The organism is Citrobacter sp. RHBSTW-00029 (assembly GCF_014104295.1).
Lineage (GTDB): Bacteria > Pseudomonadota > Gammaproteobacteria > Enterobacterales > Enterobacteriaceae > Citrobacter > Citrobacter youngae.
In genome coordinates, this window is sequence record NZ_JABXRT010000001.1 from 654,016 (window position 1) to 676,292 (window position 22,277).

Here is a 22,277-nt window from a genome sequence, read left to right on the forward strand (position 1 = left end):
CAGCGTGGAAATTTACGAGAACGAACACGACCAGGTTGATGCGGTAAAACGCTTCTTTGCTGAAAACGGCAAAGCGCTGGTTGTTGGGGTAATTTTAGGGGTTGGCGCGCTGGTCGGCTGGCGTTATTGGACCAGTCATCAGACGGAGTCCGCACGCTCTGCTTCTCTGGCGTATCAAAATACGGTGACTGCGGTTAGCGCAGGTAAGCCTGATAGCATTCCTGCCGCAGAGAAATTTGCCGCAGAGAACAAAAATACTTACGGCGCATTAGCGTCAATGGAACTGGCACAGCAGTTTGTTGACCAAAACGAACTAGAGAAAGCCGCGGCCCAGTTACAACAAGGCCTGGCTGCCACCAGCGATGAGAATCTCAAAGCGGTGCTTAATCTGCGTCTTGCTCGTGTTCAGGTTCAGCTTAAGCAGGCTGATACCGCGCTGAAAACACTCGATACCATTAAAGGTGAAGGGTGGGCGGCAATTGTGGCCGATCTGCGTGGTGAAGCGTTGCTGAGCAAAGGCGACAAACAAGGTGCGCGTAGCGCATGGGAAGCGGGTGTGAAAAGCGATGCCTCTCCTGCTCTGAGCGAAATGATGCAGATGAAAATCAATAATTTGTCCATCTGAGAGGGACCCGATGCAATTGCGTAAATTACTTCTGCCAGGGCTGCTTTCCGTTACCCTATTGAGCGGCTGTTCACTGTTTAGTGGCGAAGAAGATGTCGTTAAGATGTCCCCGTTACCGGTGGTCGAAAACCAGTTTACTCCGTCTACTGCCTGGAGCACTTCTGTAGGCAACGGTATTGGTGATTTCTACTCCAACCTTCATCCTGCATTGGCGGATAACGTGGTCTATGCTGCCTCTCGCGCCGGTGTGGTGAAAGCGCTGAACGCAGACGACGGCAAAGAAGTCTGGTCTGTTAATCTGGGTGAGAAAGACGGCTGGTTCTCCCGTGCATCTGCTCAGCTTTCTGGCGGAGTCACCGTGTCCGGTGGCCATGTTTATATTGGCAGCGAAAAAGCACAAGTTTATGCGCTGAACACCAGCGACGGCACAACCGCATGGCAGACGAAAGTTGCCGGGGAAGCGCTGTCTCGCCCGGTGGTGAGCGATGGCATGGTGTTAATCCACACCAGCAACGGCCAGTTGCAGGCCTTGAACGAAGCTGATGGCGCCATCAAATGGACCGTTAACCTCGATATGCCTTCTCTGTCACTGCGCGGCGAATCTGCTCCAGCGACCGCCTTTGGCGCAGCTATTGTGGGTGGCGATAATGGTCGCGTAAGTGCCGTACTGATGCAGCAGGGCCAGATGATTTGGCAGCAGCGTATCTCTCAGGCCACTGGCCCAACCGAAATCGATCGTCTGAGTGATGTCGATACCACGCCGGTTATCGTCAATGGCGTAGTTTACGCACTGGCTTATAATGGTAACCTGACGGCGCTGGATCTGCGCAGTGGCCAGATCATGTGGAAACGTGAGCTCGGCTCGGTGAATGATTTCATCGTCGATGGTAATCGTATCTATCTGGTTGATCAGAATGACCGTGTGCTGGCGCTGACCACCGACGGCGGCGTGACGCTGTGGACGCAAAGCGATCTGCTGCACCGTCTGCTGACGTCTCCGGCTCTGTATAACGGTAACCTGGTCGTAGGCGATAGCGAAGGCTACCTGCACTGGATTAACGTTGAAGATGGTCGCTTTGTCGCTCAGCAGAAAGTCGATAGCTCAGGTTTCCTGACCGAGCCGGTCGCTGCTGATGGTAAACTGCTGATCCAGGCGAAAGACGGTACGCTGTACTCCATTACGCGTTAATCGTCCTGGCCGCTCGCTTTGAAAAACGGCTCCTGGTGCAGGGGCCGTTTTACTGTTTTTAACAATGGCGCAAAAATAGCGTCCGTTGTCTGATGATTTTTTAAATGAGGCTTTAAACATGGTACCTGTGGTCGCGCTTGTCGGGCGCCCTAACGTTGGCAAATCCACGTTATTTAACCGTCTAACTCGCACCCGAGATGCGCTGGTTGCGGATTTCCCGGGTCTGACTCGTGACCGTAAGTACGGTCGTGCGGAAATTGAAGGCCGCGAGTTTATCTGCATTGATACTGGTGGTATTGATGGCACCGAAGACGGTGTTGAAACCCGTATGGCTGAGCAGTCGTTGCTGGCTATCGAAGAAGCGGACGTTGTGCTGTTTATGGTGGATGCGCGTGCTGGCCTGATGCCGGCAGATGAAGCCATTGCCAAGCATCTGCGTGCGCGCCAGAAACCAACCTTCCTTGTTGCCAACAAAACTGACGGACTCGATCCGGATCAGGCTGTTGTCGATTTCTATTCACTGGGGCTGGGCGAAATTTACCCCATCGCGGCGTCCCATGGTCGCGGCGTCCTCAGCCTGCTGGAGCATGTTCTGCTGCCGTGGATGGATGATATCGCACCGCAGGAAGAAGTGGATGAAGATGCGGAATACTGGGCGAAACTGGAAGCCGAGGAAAACGGCGAAGAAGAGCCTGAAGACGACTTCAATCCGCAGGATCTGCCGATCAAACTGGCGATTGTCGGGCGCCCGAACGTAGGTAAGTCCACACTGACTAACCGTATTCTTGGCGAAGACCGCGTGGTGGTTTACGACATGCCGGGGACCACGCGTGACAGTATTTATATCCCAATGCAGCGTGATGAGCGCGAATATGTGCTGATTGACACTGCGGGTGTACGTAAGCGCGGTAAAATTACCGAAGCGGTAGAAAAATTCTCCGTAATCAAAACGTTGCAGGCAATTGAAGATGCCAACGTGGTGATGCTGGTGATTGACGCTCGCGAAGGGATCTCCGATCAGGACCTCTCGCTGTTGGGCTTTATCCTCAATAGTGGGCGCTCACTTGTTATCGTCGTCAACAAGTGGGATGGCCTGACGCAGGAAGTGAAAGAACAGGTAAAAGAGACACTGGACTTCCGTCTGGGCTTTATCGACTTTGCCCGTGTTCACTTTATCTCCGCGCTGCACGGCAGCGGTGTAGGTAACCTGTTCGAATCCGTGCGCGAAGCGTATGACAGCTCAACCCGTCGCGTCAGCACCGCGATGCTGACTCGCATCATGACCATGGCAGTAGAAGATCATCAGCCGCCGCTGGTGCGTGGTCGCCGTGTGAAGCTTAAGTACGCACACGCCGGTGGTTATAACCCGCCGATTGTGGTGATCCACGGTAACCAGGTGAAAGACCTGCCGGATTCATACAAGCGCTATCTGATGAACTACTTCCGCAAATCACTGGAAGTCATGGGTACACCAATCCGTATTCAGTTCAAGGAAGGGGAAAACCCGTTTGCCAACAAACGTAATACACTGACACCAACGCAGATGCGTAAGCGTAAGCGTTTGATTAAGCACATCAAAAAAAGTAAGTAACCTTGCTGATGGCGATAGAGGCCCGCGTAAATCGCGGGCTTTTTTTTCTCCTGTACCTGTCTGTTTGCTGTCAATGACTATTCGCTTTTTACCAAGTTTAAATCTAAGAAAGTAGACAATTGTCGAATTTTCATCTTAAAGTCACCCGGTTGGTACTAGACAAAACTACTGTCAGGTTATCAAATGGTTAAATAACTCTTCGCCGTATGTAAAAAATCGACCAGCTACGTAACTGGCCGGCGTACATCACGGTGTTTACAAGCACACGACATATCTTTTCGGGAGAATTATGCAATCCTCTGTTAATCAAAAAGAAAGCCGAACTTTCTTCGGTCATCCTTATCCGCTCGGCTCATTGTTCTTTACTGAGATGTGGGAGCGTTTTTCGTTTTATGGCATTCGTCCGTTACTGATCCTGTTTATGGCGGCTACCGTTTATGACGGCGGTATGGGGCTGGCGCGTGAAAATGCCTCGGCGATTGTCGGTATCTTTGCCGGTACGATGTATCTTGCCGCGTTGCCGGGTGGCTGGCTGGCGGATAACTGGCTCGGCCAACAAAAGGCGGTATGGTATGGCTCCATCCTGATAGCACTTGGTCACCTGTCGATTGCGCTCTCGGCCATCATGGGTGACAACCTGTTCTTTATCGGCCTGATGTTTATCGTGCTCGGCTCTGGTCTGTTCAAGACCTGTATCTCGGTGATGGTCGGCACGCTGTATAAAAAAGGCGATGCGCGTCGTGATGGCGGTTTCTCGCTGTTCTATATGGGCATCAACATGGGCTCCTTCATCGCGCCGTTGATCTCCGGGTGGCTGATTAAATCTCATGGCTGGCATTGGGGTTTTGGAATCGGTGGCATCGGGATGTTGGTCGCGTTAATTATCTTCCGCGTATTTGCTGTTCCGGCGATGAAACGCTACGACAGCGAAGTCGGGCTGGACTCTACCTGGAACAGCCCGGTTGTGAAGCGTAACGGTGTGGGCACGTGGCTGCTGGCGCTTGCTGTGGGTGTGGCGGTTATCGTTACGCTGATTGCGCAGGGCGTGATTGTGATTAACCCGGTCGCGGTAGCCAGCGTGCTGGTGTATGTGATTGCGGCATCCGTAGCCCTCTACTTCATCTACCTGTTTGTCTTTGCGGGGCTGAACCGTAAAGAGCGCGCCAGACTGTTGGTCTGCTTTATTCTGCTGGTTTCCGCGGCCTTCTTCTGGTCGGCATTTGAGCAAAAACCAACGTCGTTTAACCTGTTCGCTAACGACTACACTAATCGTATGATCGGCGATTTTGAAATCCCGGCAGTGTGGTTCCAGTCGATCAACGCGCTGTTTATCATCTTGCTGGCACCAGTGTTCAGCTGGGCATGGCCGAAGCTTGCCAGCATGAACATTCGCCCGAGCAGCATCACCAAGTTCGTTATCGGTATTCTGTGTGCCGCAGCGGGTTTTGGCCTGATGATGCTGGCAGCGCAAAACGTGCTGAATAATGGTGGTGCAGGCGTTTCGCCATTCTGGCTGGTGGGTAGTATTCTGATGCTGACGCTTGGCGAACTGTGTCTGAGCCCGATTGGTCTGGCAACCATGACGCTGCTGGCGCCGGAAAGAATGCGTGGACAGATGATGGGTCTGTGGTTCTGCGCCAGTGCGCTGGGTAACCTGGCCGCGGGTCTGATTGGTGGCCATGTGAAGGCTGACCAACTGGATATGCTGCCGGATCTCTTCGCGCGCTGTTCGATTGCGCTGCTGATCTGCGCTGCAGTACTGATCGTCCTCATTGTTCCGATTCGTCGCATGCTGGAGAATACACAAACTAAACCGGTGACCAGCGCCTGATAACACTTCGATTGTGCCGGGGCAGACGTTATGTCCCGGCCATTTAATTTTCGAGGTAAGAACATGCTGTTTGGGTTTGTTGGACTTGGCGCAGTCGTTGAAACGGCATACTTGCCTGCATTACGTAACATGTTCGGTGATTCACTACGCTGCGTGGGATTTGACGTTCAACCCACAAAACAGCCAGCAGGCGTGACGCGTTGTACGTCGCTCGAAGAGCTGCTTACTCAGCCTCTTGATACCCTGTTTATCACGACCGCATCCCTACATCACCTTGAGGTGCTTGAACAATCCCTGGCCTCTCCCATTGCACGTATCGTGGTTGAAAAACCTATTGTCGCCACGCTTTCCCAAATTGAAAAACTGAAAATGCTGCTGGTTCAACCCGGCGTTGCTGATCGCGTGCTGGCGCTAGACCACTGGATGGCGCGCATCGAAACGGTGAAACGAGGGTTGGTCAGCACTTTTGCCGAGATTGTGAAAATCGAAGGTTTCTTGCAGGAGCCAAGCGGGTTTAACACCGCAGGGGAGCCGATAGCGCTTAACTTTGCCACCGGTGAACCGGACACGCGTGAACTTCGCCACCCGGATGGCGTGATTCTGGATATCGGTACGCACGTGTTAGCAATGCTGCGGGAAACGGTACGGTATCTGGGAGGGAATAATGAGATGGTGCTGCGGTTAGTGAGTGCTAAAGACCGTCTGGGGCGTGATATCCCCCAGAGTGACCTGACCACGGCAGAGGGTGAAGCTCATCTTCAGGGGCAGATTAGCGGCATACCGCTGGATATCTGGCTGAATAAGTACGCGGGTCCAACTGGCGGTCAAAAAGGTTTGCGTCTGTATCTGAGCGATGGTCGTATCATCAGTCATGATCGGCGCGGTACAGAAGATGTACTGGAAGTGATTGACGGTGATGCTGTGCGTCGCTGGAAGCTTCCTGGCACGATTTATGCCCATTGTCTGGCGGAACATATTCTGGGGGCGCAAAGTCTGTTTGAACGCAACCCACAGGAGGTGAGGCGCACAACGCAGCGCAGACTGGAGGAGGTTGAACGATTACTCACCTTGCAGCAACAGCTGCGTGGCCCACACTAAGCGTATCGTGGTAAAATTAGCGCAGAGCCGAACGCCCTTTATAGGAGTCATCATGTCAATGAACTGCCCGGAATGTCACGCAGAACTGGAACAGCAAAACGGTGTGGCGCACTGTGAAAACTGCAAAAAAGTTATTCCGTTAGAAGCGCGCTGTCCGGAGTGCCATCTGCCACTGCAAGTGTTAAAAGCCTGCGGCGCAGTGGATTATTTCTGCCAGAACGGCCATGGCCTTATTTCGAAAAAACGCGTGGAGTTTGCGCCGGTTTAATCCGGCTTTTTCTTACGCGTTTTCTTTGCCGCCGTTACGCCTTTCACTTCGCTCTCTACCCAACCATCTGACAGTCGGGTGGTGAGAACATCACCGGCCTTCACTTGTTTGGTTTGCTTCAGCACTTTGCCGTCTGTCGCGGTAGTGACGCTATAGCCGCGCGCCAGCGTTGCCAGTGGGCTGACGGCTTCCAGATGCGTGACCGCATTGCCGAAACGTTCGCGTTGCTGGCTGATGCGCGAGCGAATATTGTCCGCCAGTCGGTATTCCAGTTGCTGAATACGTGTTTGCGCGCGGTGAATACGCGGCTGTGGGGTTTGCTGATTCAGACGCTGCAGCATGCGCTGTTGACGCTGATTTGCCTGTTTGATCTTATTCTCAAGAGCGGCGTTCATTCTCTGACGCAGTCGTTCCAGCACGGTCTGCTGACGGGCCAGACGCAATTGAGGGTGCTGCTGTTGCAAGCGGTGATTAAGCAGGGTAAATCGGCGAGTTCGGTTGGCGAGATAGTAATCCATCGCCATTTCCAGACGTTGCTGACCCTGCTGAATTTGACGCAGCAGTTCAAGCTGGTTGCGGCTGACAATTTCGGCCGCCGCAGATGGCGTTGGCGCGCGCAGATCGCCGACGAAGTCAGCGATGGTCACATCGGTTTCATGGCCGACGGCGCTGACGACTGGAATCCGGCTGGCAAAGATCGCCCGCGCTACCCGTTCGTCGTTAAAGCTCCATAAATCTTCCAGCGAGCCGCCACCACGACCGACAATCAGTACATCACACTCGCCCCGCGCGTTCGCCAGCGCAATGGCGCGCGCAATCTGTCCCGGCGCATCGTCGCCCTGGACGGCGGTTGGGTAGATAATCACGGGCAGGGAAGGGTCACGACGCTTCAGCACGTGGAGAATATCATGCAGCGCGGCGCCGGTTTTCGAGGTGATGACCCCAACGCAGTGCGCAGGTGAGGGGAGCGGCTGTTTGAACTGTTGGTCAAAGAGGCCTTCGGCCTGGAGCTTCGCCTTCAGTTGCTCGTATTTCTGCTGCAACAACCCTTCGCCAGCTGGCTGCATGCTCTCGACGATTATCTGGTAGTCCCCACGCGGCTCATACAATGTAATGTTAGCGCGTACCAGTACCTGCTGCCCGTGCTGTGGGCGGAACGTTACCCGGCGGTTGCTGTTGCGAAACATCGCGCAGCGAACCTGAGCGGTGTCATCTTTGAGCGTGAAGTACCAATGACCCGAGGACGGCTGAGTGAAATTGGAGATTTCACCGCTGATCCACACTTGCCCCATTTCTTGCTCAAGCAGCAAACGAACCGTCTGATTCAGGCGGCTTACGGTAAAAATTGAGGTGGTCTGAGAGGATAACATGTGAGCGGGATCAAATTCTAAATCAGCAGGTTATTCAGTCGAAAGTAACATGCTCACAGAGGAGCGCAAGGTTTTTTTGCAAAAAAGTGTGGATGCAATCGGTTACGCTCTGTATAATGCCGCGGCAATATTTAATAACCTCCCAGGTGAGATATTGCCCATGCTACGTATCGCAAAAGAAGCCCTGACGTTTGACGACGTCCTCCTCGTTCCCGCTCATTCTACCGTTCTGCCGAATACTGCTGATCTTAGCACCCAGTTGACGAAAACCATTCGCCTGAACATTCCTATGCTCTCCGCGGCAATGGACACCGTGACGGAAGCGCGCCTGGCAATTGCCCTGGCCCAGGAAGGCGGCATCGGTTTTATCCACAAAAACATGTCCATCGAGCGCCAGGCCGAAGAAGTTAAACGTGTGAAAAAACACGAATCTGGCGTGGTGACCGACCCGCAGACCGTTCTGCCAACCACCACGCTGCGCGAAGTGAAAGAACTGACCGAGCGTAACGGTTTTGCAGGCTACCCGGTTGTGACTGAAGATAACGAACTGGTCGGCATCATCACCGGTCGTGACGTACGTTTTGTGACCGATCTCAGCCAGCCAGTGAGCGTTTACATGACGCCGAAAGAGCGTCTGGTGACCGTTCGCGAAGGCGAAGCGCGCGATGTCGTATTTGCCAAAATGCACGAAAAACGCGTTGAGAAAGCGCTGGTTGTTGATGACAGCTTCCACCTGCTCGGCATGATCACGGTTAAAGATTTCCAGAAAGCGGAACGTAAACCTAACGCCTGTAAAGACGAGCATGGTCGTCTGCGCGTTGGCGCTGCTGTCGGTGCGGGTGCAGGTAACGAAGAGCGCGTTGATGCGCTGGTTGCCGCGGGCGTTGACGTACTGCTGATTGACTCCTCTCACGGTCACTCTGAAGGCGTATTGCAGCGTATTCGTGAAACTCGCGCTAAATATCCTGATCTGCAGATAATCGGTGGTAACGTGGCAACTGGCGCTGGTGCTCGCGCACTGGCGGAAGCCGGCTGCAGCGCGGTGAAAGTCGGTATCGGCCCAGGCTCCATCTGTACTACCCGTATCGTTACCGGCGTAGGTGTACCGCAGATCACCGCTGTTTCTGACGCGGTTGCAGCGCTGGAAGGCACCGGTATTCCGGTTATCGCCGATGGTGGTATTCGTTTCTCCGGCGACATCGCGAAAGCGATTGCTGCAGGTGCTGCTGCAGTCATGGTTGGCTCCATGCTGGCGGGTACCGAAGAATCCCCGGGTGAAATCGAACTGTACCAGGGCCGTTCTTACAAATCATACCGCGGTATGGGCTCTCTGGGCGCGATGTCCAAAGGCTCCTCCGACCGTTACTTCCAGAGCGATAACGCCGCCGACAAACTGGTCCCGGAAGGTATCGAAGGCCGCGTGGCGTATAAAGGTCGCCTGAAAGAGATCATTCACCAGCAGATGGGCGGGCTGCGCTCCTGTATGGGGCTGACCGGCTGTGGTACTATCGACGCGCTGCGTACTCAGGCTGAATTTGTCCGTATCAGCGGTGCGGGTATTCAGGAAAGTCACGTTCACGATGTGACCATCACCAAAGAGTCCCCTAACTACCGCATGGGCTCCTGATAAGTTTCCGCGCCCGGCTCTGTGCCGGGCGAATTTGTTTCACTTGCCTCGGAATTAGCGTCAATGACAGACAATATTCATAAACATCGCATTCTCATCCTCGATTTCGGATCGCAGTACACTCAGCTGGTCGCACGCCGCGTACGTGAGCTGGGCGTCTACTGTGAACTGTGGGCATGGGATGTTACGGAAGCACAAATTCGCGAATTCAACCCAAGCGGTATTATTCTTTCCGGTGGTCCGGAAAGTACCACCGAAGCAAACAGCCCGCGTGCGCCAGAGTACGTGTTCAATGCCGGCGTGCCGGTGTTCGGCGTTTGCTACGGCATGCAGACCATGGCAATGCAGCTCGGTGGCCATGTTGAAGGGTCTAACGAACGTGAATTCGGCTATGCGCAGGTAGAGGTTCAGACTGACAGCGCGCTTGTCCGCGGTATTGAAGACTCCCTGACCGCCGACGGCAAACCTCTGCTGGACGTATGGATGAGTCACGGCGATAAAGTGACTGCCATTCCGGAAGGTTTCGTGACTGTTGCCAGCACTGACAGCTGCCCGTTTGCTATCATGGCGCACGAAGAAAAACGCTTCTACGGCGTGCAGTTCCACCCGGAAGTTACCCACACCCGTCAGGGCATGCGCATGCTGGAGCGTTTTGTGCGCGACATCTGCCAGTGTGAAGCGCTTTGGACGCCGGCAAAAATTATCGATGACGCCGTTGCCCGCATTCGTGAGCAGGTTGGCAATGATAAAGTTATCCTCGGTCTGTCCGGTGGCGTTGACTCCTCTGTGACTGCGATGCTGCTGCACCGTGCAATCGGAAAAAACCTGACCTGCGTGTTCGTCGACAACGGTCTGCTGCGCCTGAACGAAGCCCAGCAGGTAATGGATATGTTTGGTGACCATTTCGGCCTGAACATCGTTCACGTTGAAGGCGAACAGCGTTTCCTCGACGCGCTGAAAGGCGAGAACGATCCTGAAGCGAAACGTAAGATCATCGGCCGCGTATTCGTTGAAGTGTTCGACGAAGAAGCGCTGAAGCTGGAAGACGTTAAGTGGCTGGCACAGGGCACCATCTACCCTGACGTGATCGAATCTGCCGCTTCCGCCACCGGTAAAGCGCACGTCATCAAATCTCACCACAACGTGGGCGGTTTGCCGAAAGAGATGAAGATGGGTCTGGTTGAACCGTTGCGTGAACTGTTCAAAGACGAAGTGCGTAAAATTGGTCTGGAACTGGGCCTGCCGTACGACATGCTGTACCGTCACCCGTTCCCGGGACCGGGGCTGGGCGTACGCGTGCTGGGCGAAGTGAAGAAAGAGTACTGCGACCTGCTGCGTCGTGCGGATGCTATCTTCATCGAAGAACTGCACAAAGCCGACCTGTACAACAAAGTCAGCCAGGCGTTCACTGTGTTCCTGCCGGTACGTTCCGTTGGTGTGATGGGCGATGGCCGCAAATACGACTGGGTTGTTTCCCTGCGTGCTGTTGAAACCATCGACTTTATGACCGCGCACTGGGCACACCTGCCGTATGACTTCTTAGGCCGCGTGTCTAACCGCATTATCAACGAAGTGAACGGTATTTCCCGCGTGGTGTATGACATCAGCGGTAAGCCGCCGGCTACCATTGAGTGGGAGTGATCCCGCGTCCGGCATAGACTGGCACCAAAAAGCATTAAAACACCCATAAGCCCGCGTAATTGCGGGCTTTTTTCGTTCTTGGCGTAGCACTGTCTGGCAAATTTTCGCATCGCCAAGCACACCGTTTCTATGGCATGGTAGATGGTACGATTTGAACCTGATGCCATGTTCGGCACTCGATACCATGCCGCCTCTGATGGGGTGCTCATGGTATCGAATTTAGGTAACGCATTGTCCTTAAAGAAGTTTTTTGAGGATTTGTGGGGCTTTTTGAGCATGGTATTTTTGAGAGGAAACCCAACCCGACCATGCTGACTGATACCAAGCTGCGCAACCTCAAGCCAAAGGACAAGCTCTACAAAGTGAATGACCGTGACGGCCTCTACGTGGCCATCACCCCTGCGGGTTCGATTTCGTTCCGCTACAACTACTCGATCCACGGCAGGCAAGAGACCATCACCTTCGGCCGCTATGGTGTCGGAGGGATCACGCTAGCGGAAGCTCGCGAACGGCTGGGCGAAGCCAAGAAGATGATCGCCGCAGGGAAATCTCCAGCCAAGGAGAAAGCGCGGGACAAAGCCCGCGTCAAGGATGCTGAGACATTCGGCGCGTGGGCCGAGAAGTGGTTGCGCGGCTATCAAATGGCAGATTCCACCCGCGACATGCGCCGTGGAACATACGAGCGAGAGCTAAAGCCGAAATTCAGCAACAGGAAACTGATAGAAATTACCCACGAGGACTTGCGGGCGCTGACTGATGCCATCGTGGAACAAGGCAGGCCATCAACGGCCGTGCTTTGCCGCGAAATTATGATGCAGGTCTTCCGCTGGGCTATCGAACGCGGACAGAAGGTTGAGAACCCGGCCGATTTGGTGCGCCCGTCAACTATCGCCAAGTTTGAGCCGCGAGATCGAGCACTGACGCCCGAGGAAATTGGCTTGATGTACCAGTACATGGAGCGTATCGGCACCACACCTTCAATTCGAGCGGCTGCCAAGCTGCTGTTGCTAACGATGGTTCGCAAAAGCGAACTGACCAACGCAACGTGGAACGAAATCAATTTCACCGACGCGCTCTGGACAATCCCCAAGGAGCGGATGAAGCGCCGCAATCCCCATTTGGTGTTCCTGTCGAGGCAGGCGCTGGATATTTTCATCGCGCTGAAGACCTTCGCCGGCGGTTCGGAGTACATTCTGCCATCACGTTATGACTCAGACTTGCCGATGAGCAGCGCAACGCTCAATCAGGTGCTTACCCTTACCTATCGGCTGGCCCAGAAGGAAGGGCAGTCACTTGGCAAGTTTGGACCGCACGACTTGCGGCGCACAGCCAGCACGCTGTTGCATGAGGCGGGCTATAACACCGACTGGATCGAGAAGTGCCTTGCGCACGAACAGAAGGGCGTTCGTGCCATCTACAACAAGGCCGAGTACCGCGATCAGCGCCGGGCGATGCTCCAAGATTGGGCCGACATGATCGACGAGTGGACAATCAGGAAGACCCGCCTCAAGGACTGATTCGGAGCCTAGAGACCTGCATTCTGTAGCGAAATGCCCACTTCGGTGGGCATTTTTTTGTCCCGAAATAGACGTTTGCTGGACACTCTTCCTCTCCTGAATTTCCTTAAGAAAACTTCCGAAAAAACAAAAGATTGTGCGATTGTAGTCGTCCCGAAACTATACGTTTGTCGGACAGCTAACTTATTGATTTTGCACGAAAAAATAGCTTATTAATGCTGGAAAACACCGGCATTGTGTAGCAATAATTAAACCTCGGACGATGACAAAACGAGGTATTCGGTGTGGAAAGAGAATTAAGGAGAGCGAGTAAAGTTCTCATTAGCAAAAAGCAGCTGCTGGAGATGATTCCACTGTGCGAGCGCACGATCTACAACTTCGAAAAGCAGGGGAAATTCCCTCAGCGCATCGCACTTAGTAGCCGCAAGGTCGTGTGGGATTTAGCCGAGGTCGAGGCATGGATTGATGCATGCAAACATTCCGGCTCGGCCCCTCGTCCCGGAATGGGGGCTTGAATTGTGGCGATTGACTTACGGGCAGCGTTCGAGAACGAACCGCCCACACTAGACTTTATTTGGCCGGGCTTCCTTGCTGGGACAGTAGGAGCGTTGGTGGCTCCCGGAGCCACGGGTAAGAGCTTCTGGGCGCTGGAAGCGGCAATGGCCATCGCGTGCAGCGTTGCCGGTGGCGATCTTTTAAGGCTTTCCCCGGCAGGTACTGGCCGCGTGGTCTATTGCGCCGGAGAAGACCCGAAAGTCGCACTTGTGCGCCGCATTCATTCCATTGGCCAACACCTGAACCCGCAGTCACGCGAAGCCATCGCGCAGAACCTCACTCTTGAGCCGATCATGGGTAGGCGCTTGAACGTGATGGATGAGCGGCACCTTGCTCGCGTCATTGAATTTTGCGCCGGTGCCCGGTTGATCGTACTGGATACCCTGAGCCGCATTCATGATAGGGACGAGAACAGCAATGGTGACATGGCAAGGCTTGTCGCCACTCTTGAGCATATTGCGGCCAGTACCGGGGCGTCAGTTCTGTATCTGCACCATGTCAGCAAGGGCAGTGCCCGCGATGGGCAGACGGATCAACAGCAAGCGGCACGAGGCGCATCCGCTCTAATCGACAATGCCCGCTGGTGCGGCTTCGTCGCAAAGATGACCGAGGACGAGGCCAAGAGCCTCAGCGACCGCGCCTATGACCGTCAGCCCATCGGCAACGACCGGCGCGGCTTCTTTGTCCGTTTTGGTGTCAGCAAACAGAATTACGACTCTACCCCGCATGACCAATGGTATGAACGGCGGGATGGCGGTGTGTTGCTGCCGGTGGAGCTGTTGGACGCCAAGCAGGGCAGCGGAAAGGGGCGTCAACGTGAGCAAGTATGACTTGACTCACGCCCGGCACGACCCGGTGCATTGTCTGGCCCCCGGTCTGTTCCGTAGCCTCAAACGTGGCGAACGCAAGCGTAGCAAGCTGGACGTCGTATATGACTACGGCAACGGCAAGCGTATCGAGTTCAGTGGGCCGGAACCGCTGGGGGCCGACGATCTCCGCATTTTGCAAGGACTGGTAGCAATGGCTGGACCTTCTGGCCTTGTGCTTTCTCCCGATCCTCAGACAGAAGCCGGTCGGCAGCTGCGGCTATTTCTCGAACCCAAGTGGGAAGCCGTCCAGCAGGATGCGATGGTGGTCAAGGGTAGCTATCGGTCGCTGGCCCGTGAGGTTGGCTATGCAGATATCGACAATACTAGGCCTGTACGCGATTGCATTGAGAGGCTCTGGAAAGTCTCTATCATTGCGCAAAATGGAAGGAGGCGGCAGGGCTTCCGTTTGCTGTCCGAGTACGCAAGTGATGAGCAGAACGGCAAGCTGTATGTGGCATTGAACCCTCTTATTGCTCGCGCAATCATGGGTGGGCAGCACATCCGCATAGACATGGCCGAAGTTAGGAAGCTACAGACCGACCCCGCCCGCCTGATTCATCAACGACTATGCGGCTGGATTGACCTCGGTAAGTCGGGGCGGGTAGAGCTGGACACGCTATGCGGCTATGTTTGGCCGGATGAACCGACGAACCCGAATACCATCAAAAAACGCCGCCAGACGGCACGCAAGGCGCTGGCCGAGCTTGCTGCCGTGGGTTGGAAGCTGGACGAGTATGCTAAGGGCAAATGGGAAATCGGGCGACCCAAGGCATCCGACTGTAACGCTGCTCCCCCCTGTTTAACGGCACCCCACCCCCTGTTTAACAGTACCCAACCCCCTGTTTAACGGCACCCGGCCGGTTTCGGAAAACCCAGCAACGGCGGGCCTTTGCGGGCCGTTCGCAAATTCCATCCAAGATTCTCTAAGAATCTCCAGCATGCGCGCTAAGTGCCGCGCCTTGATGGCGCAGCTCCTAGCTTGCTGCTCTTGGTCGGCCTACGGCCGTTGGGCACCAAAAAAGGTAGGGCGGGCCTGCCGTCGCCGACGCGGCTAGTTCCGTGGATTACCCACCGGTCGCAGCACCTGGTCGAGCCGTTGAAACCGGCAAAAAGACGATCAGGCACCAAAAAGGGAAGGGCAGGGCCAAAATCGACATAAGGCCTCTAACGGCCTGCGAAAGCGTCAAAAATCCCTTCTGTATGGGCCGTGGCGACGTTTTTTCAGTGTCGGAATGTGGTTGTGGCTGTCATGTGTGAAAACTTCTCACAGAGCGATACAGGCCGTTTTTGCGGTGTGTAATAGACGGAGATGCTGCGGCAGGAAAACAAAACCCCGCACTCAGGCGGGGTTGTGGGTGATGGAACTGGCTGTGCGCGTCAGCGATTGATGACCCTGCGTCGCTGCCGTTCTTCCTCTTCCATCTGAAGGATGGCCATTCTCACACGCTCTACCAATACCACCTGATTCTTGCTGCCGAAAAGTGGCATGCGATTAAGCATACCCATGCCGCCGTAGAAATGCGCAGCGGCAGGCAGAGCCAATCGGTTCACCCGATGCTGTAGTGCCGTGTACTGCTTATCCAGTGCATCGAGCTGCGGGCCAAAGCCTTTGCGTCGGAGCCATTGGCCAAGCGCCCACATACCAATACCGAGAACAAAAAAGCCGCCGAGCATCATCAGGCCCAAAAATACATCGTTCATCATGATTACGCCTCCGATTGAGAGTTAATGCCAGAATCCATGCCGGGCACATTGAGCGCGCCGACATTTCCGGTCCTAGCTGTGTCCGATGTCGGACGAATAATGTTGGATTCCGCTTGTGTAGTCGGCTCTGCGCCGTCGTCAGGCGTTGGACTGTCGCCGCCGGGGACTGGAGGGGGAGACCCGGTGCCCCCGAGCGAAAGCCCGTGGGAGCTTTCCATACCGGGTACGCTGATAGCGCCCAGCACGCCAAGCGCCCGTGTGGCCACCTCGGCGCCCTGCGCAAAAGCCTTGCCGTTGCCGCCGGTCCCTTCTTTTGGTGTCATCTGCCGTTGCTGAGCGACGGCCTGCTGATCCGTATCGTCGTTACCGCCCTTGGCCGCTCTTCCGGTCTGTTTGGCGGCTTGTTTCAAGCCGCTGCCTGCTTCTTGGCTAGCTGGCGAAGCGGCCGCCGACACTGGATTCGCCGATCTTGACGCGGCACCACCCCCGACGCGAGAGCCTGCGGCCTTTGCGGCCGCACCGCTGCCCCCTCCTGTGCTTGCGCCAATTCCAGCGCTGCTGACGCCCGTCGCACCACCGATGCCCCCTGCGGTACTGCCGCCTGCCATGCTGGCGTTCAGTGCGGAGGCCAGTCCACCACCCGCGGCACTGGCAGCGCCTCCGCCAGTTCCTGCGGCCCCTAGTGCTCCTGCGGCCGGGGCTGCTGCCCCTGCTGTTGCAACAGTAGCGACTGCGGCCGCCGCACCGGCTGCACCGGCTGCGGCCATGCCCCCAATTGCAGAGCCGCCGCCCATCGACGTGCCGCTAATCATGCCGCCGATCAGTTCAGGGATGGTTTTGGTCAGGTAGGCGCACACCAAAGACAGGCCGACCAAGGTCATCAACGACGCTTCGTCGTTGGTGTAGGCTGCCGACCATTCTGCGGAAACCTGCATGATCAGACCCACAATCAGAGTCAGGACAAACAGCTTGGCACCTACCGCAACGGCATAGCGAATGGGAGCCAGTGCATATTCGCGTGTCCATTGAGAGCCACCGAAACCCATAAACAGGACGGCGGCATTGATGATGACGTAGGCCTCTACCAGCGTCACGAACACCAGAGCCGCTATAAACGTAAAACACATCAGGACGATCAATGCAGATACGGCCACTACAACCGATGTGATTGGGCTGAACATCGAAACACCGGCCGTCAGCACCTGCCGTGAAAAGTCCACAGCAGTTGAGAACATATCCCCCGGCATCAGCTCCGCACTACCCAACCCTGCCGCGTGCGCCCCGGCCTGCCGGAAGCTGTTGACGATGGCCCCGCCCCACTCGGTCGCGTGATCGAGCATCGCATAGAAAAACCCTATCACGAGGATGAATTTCACCAGCTCATGGAGGATGTCGCCCAGTTCAGCTCCGCGCATGACCAAAGGAGCAAAAGTCCAAACTAACTGGATGACGGCAAGGCATCCCAAGAGCCACAAGGCGTAGTCATGCAGGCGCGGTGCCCATTGGTTTGAAGCGTTCTGAATCAGCCGCAGAAGGCTGTTCATAGACGTGTTGCTCTGCGCCAAATCGACCCCGGCAGCCATCGCACTAGTTGCAGATAGCAAGAGCACAGCGCCGACAAGCGCGAAAACGGTTGAACGTCGCATAGTCAGAACCCCTCAGACGGGCCGCGAGTGTTTGGGCGGCTGCGGAATTGGTCATCCTGATGGCCATTGACGACAGCTGCGCATTCCGGCGCGGCGGTGTTCGTGACGACTACGGCCGTCAGTGCCGACCCACCAAGCGCCGAGACGAGGCAGAGGGCGGCAATCAGCGCCTTAGAAATCATCATGGTTAGAACCCCTCAGACGGGCCGCGTGTATTTTCACGGCTGCGGAATTGCTGTTCGGAGGCATCGCTAACGGACTGTCGTTCGTTTTGCTGCGCCATGTAGTTGCCTTGCAGGGTGATTTGCGTGGCCACCAGATCGCGCAGTTTCTGGAGCTGCTGCACGTTCTGCGCCGCAATCTCGTTCCCGGCTTGAATGGCCTGCTGACGGCCAACGGCCGACTGCGAACGGCTCACCAACTGATCCAGCATCGCGTTCTCATCCTCGAATGTGCTGGTATTTACGCCAGCGGCCTGCATGGCCGTGCGGGCGTTATCGAAGCCGGATTGTGCCCAGTCCCGATAGCGCTGCGGCATGTTGTTTTGCCCTTGGCCAATCGAGTTCAGATAGCTGTCATAGCCCTTGAACTGCTGGCGAAACTGTTCGTCCAGATTGCTGATGTTGCGGCCGAGCGACTGCGCCGAGTTGTAGACGCTGGCCACGCGCTGAAGGTCGCCAGTGATGGTGTTGAACATGCGGCTGGGCAGTGACATGCCCTGCTTAATCATGTTGTCGTACTGCTGGATCTGCGTCTGCAACTGCTGGGCCGTGTTCAGTTGCGTGTTGGCCGCTTCGGCGTACTCGTACATCTGCTGATAGAACGTCGAGCAGTTCGAGCAGTAGATGGCATAGGCCGGAGCCGGTGCCATGTAGAGACTTACACCAAGGCCTGCGCTTGCCATTGCCAGAGCGAGCGCCGCGCCTCGACCGAATTTTCGGGCGGCATAAGCCGACGTTTTTTGCGATTCCATTTCCATACCGAATACCTCATTTTGTCATCGTCCGAGGTTTGATTATTGACCGATATGGAGCGGTTTTAAATATGCGGATAATCTTGTATCCGCATAGAATTCAATGATTTATGTCCGTAAACTGTCCGTCATTTTCACGAGATTGTTTCTCAACACTATGATTTTGATCGCGTTTTTCAAGACGAGCGGAACGAGTTTGGCTGTCCGTTTTGATGCGTTTTGCGGACAAAAAAAGCCCACCGAAGTGAGCTTTTGATAAGCCGGTGCGTGGCGTCAGTGGGCCGCGTAATAGGGATTCTGTACGCGATAGAGGTCACGCTCTGTTTCAGGGATGTGCAACGTTTCAAGGTGCCACTCTTCGAGTAAAGAAGCCAGCTCGGCCGCAATGCGCTGGGCTTCCATAACGCTCTTGCTAGGCCGCCCACTGGCTCGACCGAGGCAGGCTTGCAGTTCGTTGAGTTGATTGGCCAATGCGCTGATGCGGTGAGCTGTCTTCATGATCAATTCCCCTTGCTGATCCTTTCCACGATTCTGTCGAATTCTTCCCGGACTTGATCGTCCGTCAGCTCAAGATTAACCAATCCTGACTTTATTGCAATTCTTCCGATTCTTTCGGCTGCCTCATTGTCAAGTTTTGCCAGCCTTGCTTTTGCCGTTTCAAGCTCCGAAAGCGCATCAGCTCGCCGCTCTGAAAGTGTCTTTCTGGCCAATTTATCCACTCCTCTTTGGTGCCATTTTAGCTTTACGCCGTTGAATGTAATTGCATTCTAACGACCGTCGGCATGTTTGGCCATAACAGGATCATCGCTTCCCGTCGTGCTTGTAGGGAGCGAGGATTGGCTGACCTTGCTTGATGTATCGTGTGACGTATTTGGTGAACTGGGTGTATCCCATTTCGAGCCGGTCCGCGAATGCCTCATAAATCCATACCAGTGGTACCCCGCGTTCGTGCTCCTTCCGCACCTCATCCAGTACCGCCACGAACGATGCGCGGCCACGGCGTTGAGGGCGACGTTCAGTATTTGCATTTTGATGGTCGGTCATGTGCCTTTCTCCGTTCTCGACGTTCGGTCCAAACCAGTATATCCAAGCAAAGAAAATTAGCGCAATTTTACGCAATTCTGCGCTCGTAATAACGCGACGCTGCGCGTTTTAAGGAAAATTAGCGCAATTATAGGAAAATGAACGCAACTGATGTTAGCGAAGCTGGCCATTAGCGTTAAATTGCCTAAAATTGCACTGAGCAGTACGGCAAGATGTGTGTTGTACCGGTACGGGCAAGCCCGCACCAGTCCAACACCGCCCCTTACTCACCTGCGGTTCGACGGCATCTTGCTCTGCGAGGCTGTCAGTCGCTCCGCGACATTTACACCAAAGAGGAAAGGCTTATGGCCGGTGAAAATGCGATTGAGGCTATCAAGCCGCATTCGCGTGGGACACGTCCACGGCGGGAGCGAATTGAGGTTTGGGTCAGCATTGATGAGAAAAAAGAGTTAGCCGAAAGGGCCGATCAGGCGGGGTTGTCGAATGCCGCTTTCCTTCGCGCTGTTGGGCTGAATCTGCCTATAGGTTCACGGGCCGATTTGGAAGCTGTCCGCCAGTTGGCAAAGGTGAATGGCGACCTCGGCCGGGTGGCCGGATTGCTGAAATTGTGGCTCGCTGAGAAACGCGGTCAGGGCGCGCGACCGATTGACGTAGAAGCGATGATGATGGATTTCCGCGCAATCCAAGAGGACATGCGGGCGCTCATGGGGAGGATTTCCAAATGATCGCACATCGCATCAACCGTGAACGCAAGGCCTCAAGCCCAGCCCGGTTAATCAAGTATATGGTGGCGGCCAAGGGCGGCATTGACCCGACGAGCTGGGAGCGCACGGCCGATTACATTCTGGATTCCGCCAATGGCACGACCGAGGGCGAGAAGGTCGCCAGCTACCGCGTTACCAACTGCGGCACGGATGATCCGGCAGATGCCGCAATCTTGATCCAAGCCACGCAAGCGGCTAACACCAGGTCGAAGGCGGAAAAGACCTACCACTTTGTCTATTCCTTCCCGCCCGGCGAGCAGCCAGACCTTGAGACGCTGCACGCCATCGAAGACGAACTATGCGCTGCCATCGGCCTCGATGAGCACCAGCGTGTATCAGCGGTTCATATCGACACCGATAACCTGCATGTGCATGTGGCCATCAACAAGGTTCACCCGACCGGGTTACAGAACATTGAACCCTATTACGATCAGTTCCGCCTGATGGAGGCCTGTGAGCGTCTTGAGGTAGAGCACGGCTTGCAAAGAACGTTTCATGGTCTGGAGGCAAAGCAGCGGCATCAGAACCGCGACATTGAGCTGTTGCCAGCGAAAGCCCCAGAGCAGCGCGACAGCCTATTCCGTGAACACCTTAGAAACGCTTACGACCTCAGCATATCGAAGCCTCCTGAAGCCAAAACCCTGAACGGGTTGCGCAAGCTGTCCGATACCCGTCTACAGAGACAGTCAGCAGATAAAGCGGAGCCAGTCCGCATCGGCGCGAAGGTGGCCAGCGTGGAGGCGCAGTCCGGCATCGAGACGCTGACCGGGTACGCGGCCCGCGAGCTGGCCCCGGCGATGCGACAGGCGACGAGCTGGCAGGAGCTGCACGGCGCAGCGGCCGAACACGGCCTAGAGGTTCGCCAGCGCGGCGCTGGCCTTGTCATCGGCGAGCCAGATTCAGGCATTTGGGCGAAGGCCAGCAACGTCGGCCGCGACCTTTCCATGAAGGCCCTAACTGACCGTCTTGGCCCGTTCCAGCCTTCCGAACGGCAGGCCGAGGCGAAGGCGAACCGCAAGCGGTACGAGCCACGACCCCGGCGGCCAGATAACCCGACGACAGCGGGCCTGTTCAATCAGTACCAGCGCGAGCGACAGGCGGCCATTCTGGCCCGCCGTCAGGGCCTCGACCAGATCAAGCGCGAGAGTGCAACTTTCAATGCGCAGGTTAAGCAGTGGAGCCAGACAGAGCGAATGCTTTTGAAGGTCGCGGGCAAGGGGCCGACCAAACGCCTGATGTACGGCACTATCAAACAGCAGGCCGACGCCTCGCGCCAAAAGAACCGGCAGAGCGCAGACGCTCGCCGTCAGGCGCTGTTCAAACAGACGACGATGCCCACTTGGGCCGACTGGCTGACGCAGCAGGCCGAGCGCGGCAACGCCGAGGCGCTGGCCGTGCTGCGCGACCGCGAGGAACGGACACGCCGCTGGAACGGGGAGCTACTGACCGCCGACCGGGCCGACAAGGCCAAGGCTGTTGTTCTCGACAAGCTCAAGCCCAAGGCCCGGAAAGACGGGACGATGGCGTACAGTACCATCGACGGCGGCATGGTGATCGACCGGAAGACGCACGTTCAGGCGCAGAAAGCCACGACCGGCGCGGCACTGGTTGCGCTCGAACTGGCGTCCAAGCGGTTCGAGGGCCAAGCCCTCATCGTGGAAGGCACAGACGAGTTCCGGCTTGAAGTCGCCCAGCTCGCCGGTATGCACGGCCTTAAGGTCACGTTCACCGATCCGGCGATGGAGCGTATGCGCCGCGAGACGGCCGAGCATAAGGAAATGGAGAAGGCCTTTCAGACCGAGGTATACGCTCCGAAGGACACCAAAAAGGGAGAGGCGAGCGATATGCCAGGCGTGGCCCCACAGCGTAGGCAGATGCAACCGAAGGACCGCTCTAATGGACTGATATAGCTGAAAACATCGTTCAATGACTCGTCAGAAAGTAGGTTGTCCTGCGTTATTGGCA

Annotated in this window: 22 protein-coding genes; 14 read left to right on the top strand and 8 right to left on the bottom strand. The window is 55.7% G+C overall.

The window, feature by feature from the left end:
- The first annotated feature begins 4 nt into the window (after positions 1 to 4).
- The 6 genes from HV041_RS03120 (at position 5) to HV041_RS03145 (ending at position 6,602) form a co-directional block, all read left to right on the top strand.
- Positions 5 to 625 carry a YfgM family protein gene (locus HV041_RS03120; protein WP_005120429.1) on the top strand — a complete coding sequence of 207 codons (621 nt, stop codon included), beginning with the start codon at positions 5 to 7 and terminating at the stop codon, positions 623 to 625.
- A 10-nt stretch (positions 626 to 635) separates the two neighbouring features.
- Positions 636 to 1,814 (top strand): outer membrane protein assembly factor BamB, encoded by a 1,179-nt coding sequence (gene bamB / locus HV041_RS03125; RefSeq protein WP_048210928.1) that lies wholly within the window; start codon positions 636 to 638, stop codon positions 1,812 to 1,814.
- A 118-nt stretch (positions 1,815 to 1,932) separates the two neighbouring features.
- Positions 1,933 to 3,405, top strand: coding sequence for a ribosome biogenesis GTPase Der (gene der / locus HV041_RS03130; protein ID WP_048210929.1), 1,473 nt, complete (start codon positions 1,933 to 1,935; stop codon positions 3,403 to 3,405).
- Positions 3,406 to 3,694: 289 nt separating this feature from the next.
- Positions 3,695 to 5,236: a peptide MFS transporter gene (locus HV041_RS03135; protein ID WP_048210930.1), complete on the top strand. Its 1,542-nt coding sequence runs from the start codon at positions 3,695 to 3,697 to the stop codon at positions 5,234 to 5,236.
- Between the two features lie 63 nt (positions 5,237 to 5,299).
- The gene (locus HV041_RS03140) at positions 5,300 to 6,334 is read left to right on the top strand and encodes a Gfo/Idh/MocA family oxidoreductase (RefSeq protein WP_121584905.1); all 1,035 of its coding nucleotides are present in this window, start codon (positions 5,300 to 5,302) and stop codon (positions 6,332 to 6,334) included.
- Positions 6,335 to 6,386: 52 nt separating this feature from the next.
- On the top strand, positions 6,387 to 6,602 hold the full coding sequence (locus HV041_RS03145; protein ID WP_048210932.1) for a zinc ribbon domain-containing protein: 216 nt from the start codon (positions 6,387 to 6,389) through the stop codon (positions 6,600 to 6,602).
- Here the strand turns inward: HV041_RS03145 and xseA are convergent.
- The gene (gene xseA / locus HV041_RS03150; RefSeq protein WP_121584904.1) at positions 6,599 to 7,972 is read right to left on the bottom strand and encodes an exodeoxyribonuclease VII large subunit; all 1,374 of its coding nucleotides are present in this window, start codon (positions 7,970 to 7,972) and stop codon (positions 6,599 to 6,601) included. The genes HV041_RS03145 and xseA overlap by 4 nt on opposite strands.
- 160 nt (positions 7,973 to 8,132) lie before the next feature.
- On the opposite strand from xseA, the gene guaB reads away from it, so the two are divergent.
- The 6 genes from guaB (at position 8,133) to repC (ending at position 15,028) form a co-directional block, all read left to right on the top strand.
- Positions 8,133 to 9,599 carry an IMP dehydrogenase gene (gene guaB / locus HV041_RS03155; RefSeq protein ID WP_048210934.1) on the top strand — a complete coding sequence of 489 codons (1,467 nt, stop codon included), beginning with the start codon at positions 8,133 to 8,135 and terminating at the stop codon, positions 9,597 to 9,599.
- Between the two features lie 63 nt (positions 9,600 to 9,662).
- On the top strand, positions 9,663 to 11,240 hold the full coding sequence (guaA, locus tag HV041_RS03160) for a glutamine-hydrolyzing GMP synthase (RefSeq protein WP_048224996.1): 1,578 nt from the start codon (positions 9,663 to 9,665) through the stop codon (positions 11,238 to 11,240).
- 308 nt (positions 11,241 to 11,548) lie between these two features.
- Positions 11,549 to 12,757 carry a site-specific integrase gene (locus HV041_RS03165; RefSeq protein ID WP_024248387.1) on the top strand — a complete coding sequence of 403 codons (1,209 nt, stop codon included), beginning with the start codon at positions 11,549 to 11,551 and terminating at the stop codon, positions 12,755 to 12,757.
- Between the two features lie 284 nt (positions 12,758 to 13,041).
- Positions 13,042 to 13,272: an AlpA family phage regulatory protein gene (locus tag HV041_RS03170; RefSeq protein WP_016941854.1), complete on the top strand. Its 231-nt coding sequence runs from the start codon at positions 13,042 to 13,044 to the stop codon at positions 13,270 to 13,272.
- Between the two features lie 3 nt (positions 13,273 to 13,275).
- Entirely contained in the window at positions 13,276 to 14,142 is an 867-nt protein-coding gene (locus HV041_RS03175) for a helicase RepA family protein (RefSeq protein ID WP_085451427.1), read from the top strand.
- On the top strand, positions 14,129 to 15,028 hold the full coding sequence (gene repC, locus HV041_RS03180) for a replication protein C, IncQ-type (protein ID WP_085451426.1): 900 nt from the start codon (positions 14,129 to 14,131) through the stop codon (positions 15,026 to 15,028). The genes HV041_RS03175 and repC overlap by 14 nt, the downstream gene beginning before the upstream one ends.
- A gap of 530 nt (positions 15,029 to 15,558) precedes the next feature.
- Here repC and HV041_RS03185 read toward each other — a convergent pair.
- The 7 genes from HV041_RS03185 to HV041_RS03215 all read right to left on the bottom strand — a co-directional run bounded on the left by HV041_RS03185 (position 15,559) and on the right by HV041_RS03215 (position 19,548).
- Positions 15,559 to 15,885 (bottom strand): hypothetical protein, encoded by a 327-nt coding sequence (locus tag HV041_RS03185; protein ID WP_029402218.1) that lies wholly within the window; start codon positions 15,883 to 15,885, stop codon positions 15,559 to 15,561.
- A 2-nt stretch (positions 15,886 to 15,887) separates the two neighbouring features.
- Positions 15,888 to 17,531, bottom strand: a complete 1,644-nt coding sequence (gene trbL / locus HV041_RS03190; protein WP_085451425.1) for a P-type conjugative transfer protein TrbL — start codon at positions 17,529 to 17,531, stop codon at positions 15,888 to 15,890.
- A 2-nt stretch (positions 17,532 to 17,533) separates the two neighbouring features.
- Positions 17,534 to 17,716: a hypothetical protein gene (locus HV041_RS03195; RefSeq protein ID WP_029402692.1), complete on the bottom strand. Its 183-nt coding sequence runs from the start codon at positions 17,714 to 17,716 to the stop codon at positions 17,534 to 17,536.
- Between the two features lie 2 nt (positions 17,717 to 17,718).
- The gene (gene trbJ / locus HV041_RS03200) at positions 17,719 to 18,510 is read right to left on the bottom strand and encodes a P-type conjugative transfer protein TrbJ (RefSeq protein ID WP_117051170.1); all 792 of its coding nucleotides are present in this window, start codon (positions 18,508 to 18,510) and stop codon (positions 17,719 to 17,721) included.
- A 267-nt stretch (positions 18,511 to 18,777) separates the two neighbouring features.
- Complete coding sequence (locus HV041_RS03205) at positions 18,778 to 19,002, bottom strand: hypothetical protein (RefSeq protein WP_000844753.1); 225 nt, start codon at positions 19,000 to 19,002, stop codon at positions 18,778 to 18,780.
- A gap of 2 nt (positions 19,003 to 19,004) precedes the next feature.
- Positions 19,005 to 19,214, bottom strand: coding sequence for a TraC family protein (locus HV041_RS03210; protein ID WP_000101796.1), 210 nt, complete (start codon positions 19,212 to 19,214; stop codon positions 19,005 to 19,007).
- 91 nt (positions 19,215 to 19,305) lie between these two features.
- Positions 19,306 to 19,548, bottom strand: coding sequence for a TraK family protein (locus HV041_RS03215; RefSeq protein WP_016943286.1), 243 nt, complete (start codon positions 19,546 to 19,548; stop codon positions 19,306 to 19,308).
- 344 nt (positions 19,549 to 19,892) lie between these two features.
- Between HV041_RS03215 and HV041_RS03220 the strand changes: the two genes are divergently transcribed.
- Complete coding sequence (locus HV041_RS03220; RefSeq protein WP_000896705.1) at positions 19,893 to 20,273, top strand: conjugal transfer protein TraJ; 381 nt, start codon at positions 19,893 to 19,895, stop codon at positions 20,271 to 20,273.
- Complete coding sequence (gene traI, locus HV041_RS03225; protein WP_085451424.1) at positions 20,270 to 22,222, top strand: TraI/MobA(P) family conjugative relaxase; 1,953 nt, start codon at positions 20,270 to 20,272, stop codon at positions 22,220 to 22,222. Before HV041_RS03220 ends, traI begins: the two co-directional genes overlap by 4 nt.
- Positions 22,223 to 22,277 lie beyond the last annotated feature (55 nt).

Excerpts from the sequence above, each read along its gene's own strand:
- bamB (WP_048210928.1), top strand. The coding sequence starts at position 636 with ATGCAATTGCGTAAATTACTTCTGCCAGGGCTGCTTTCCGTTACCCTA.
- der (WP_048210929.1), top strand. The coding sequence starts at position 1,933 with ATGGTACCTGTGGTCGCGCTTGTCGGGCGCCCTAACGTTGGCAAATCC.
- HV041_RS03135 (WP_048210930.1), top strand. The coding sequence starts at position 3,695 with ATGCAATCCTCTGTTAATCAAAAAGAAAGCCGAACTTTCTTCGGTCAT.
- HV041_RS03140 (WP_121584905.1), top strand. The coding sequence starts at position 5,300 with ATGCTGTTTGGGTTTGTTGGACTTGGCGCAGTCGTTGAAACGGCATAC.
- HV041_RS03145 (WP_048210932.1), top strand. The coding sequence starts at position 6,387 with ATGTCAATGAACTGCCCGGAATGTCACGCAGAACTGGAACAGCAAAAC.
- xseA (WP_121584904.1), bottom strand. The coding sequence starts at position 7,972 with ATGTTATCCTCTCAGACCACCTCAATTTTTACCGTAAGCCGCCTGAAT.
- guaB (WP_048210934.1), top strand. The coding sequence starts at position 8,133 with ATGCTACGTATCGCAAAAGAAGCCCTGACGTTTGACGACGTCCTCCTC.
- guaA (WP_048224996.1), top strand. The coding sequence starts at position 9,663 with ATGACAGACAATATTCATAAACATCGCATTCTCATCCTCGATTTCGGA.
- HV041_RS03165 (WP_024248387.1), top strand. The coding sequence starts at position 11,549 with ATGCTGACTGATACCAAGCTGCGCAACCTCAAGCCAAAGGACAAGCTC.
- HV041_RS03185 (WP_029402218.1), bottom strand. The coding sequence starts at position 15,885 with ATGATGAACGATGTATTTTTGGGCCTGATGATGCTCGGCGGCTTTTTT.
- trbL (WP_085451425.1), bottom strand. The coding sequence starts at position 17,531 with ATGCGACGTTCAACCGTTTTCGCGCTTGTCGGCGCTGTGCTCTTGCTA.
- HV041_RS03195 (WP_029402692.1), bottom strand. The coding sequence starts at position 17,716 with ATGATGATTTCTAAGGCGCTGATTGCCGCCCTCTGCCTCGTCTCGGCG.
- trbJ (WP_117051170.1), bottom strand. The coding sequence starts at position 18,510 with ATGGAAATGGAATCGCAAAAAACGTCGGCTTATGCCGCCCGAAAATTC.
- HV041_RS03205 (WP_000844753.1), bottom strand. The coding sequence starts at position 19,002 with ATGAAGACAGCTCACCGCATCAGCGCATTGGCCAATCAACTCAACGAA.
- HV041_RS03215 (WP_016943286.1), bottom strand. The coding sequence starts at position 19,548 with ATGACCGACCATCAAAATGCAAATACTGAACGTCGCCCTCAACGCCGT.
- HV041_RS03220 (WP_000896705.1), top strand. The coding sequence starts at position 19,893 with ATGGCCGGTGAAAATGCGATTGAGGCTATCAAGCCGCATTCGCGTGGG.
- traI (WP_085451424.1), top strand. The coding sequence starts at position 20,270 with ATGATCGCACATCGCATCAACCGTGAACGCAAGGCCTCAAGCCCAGCC.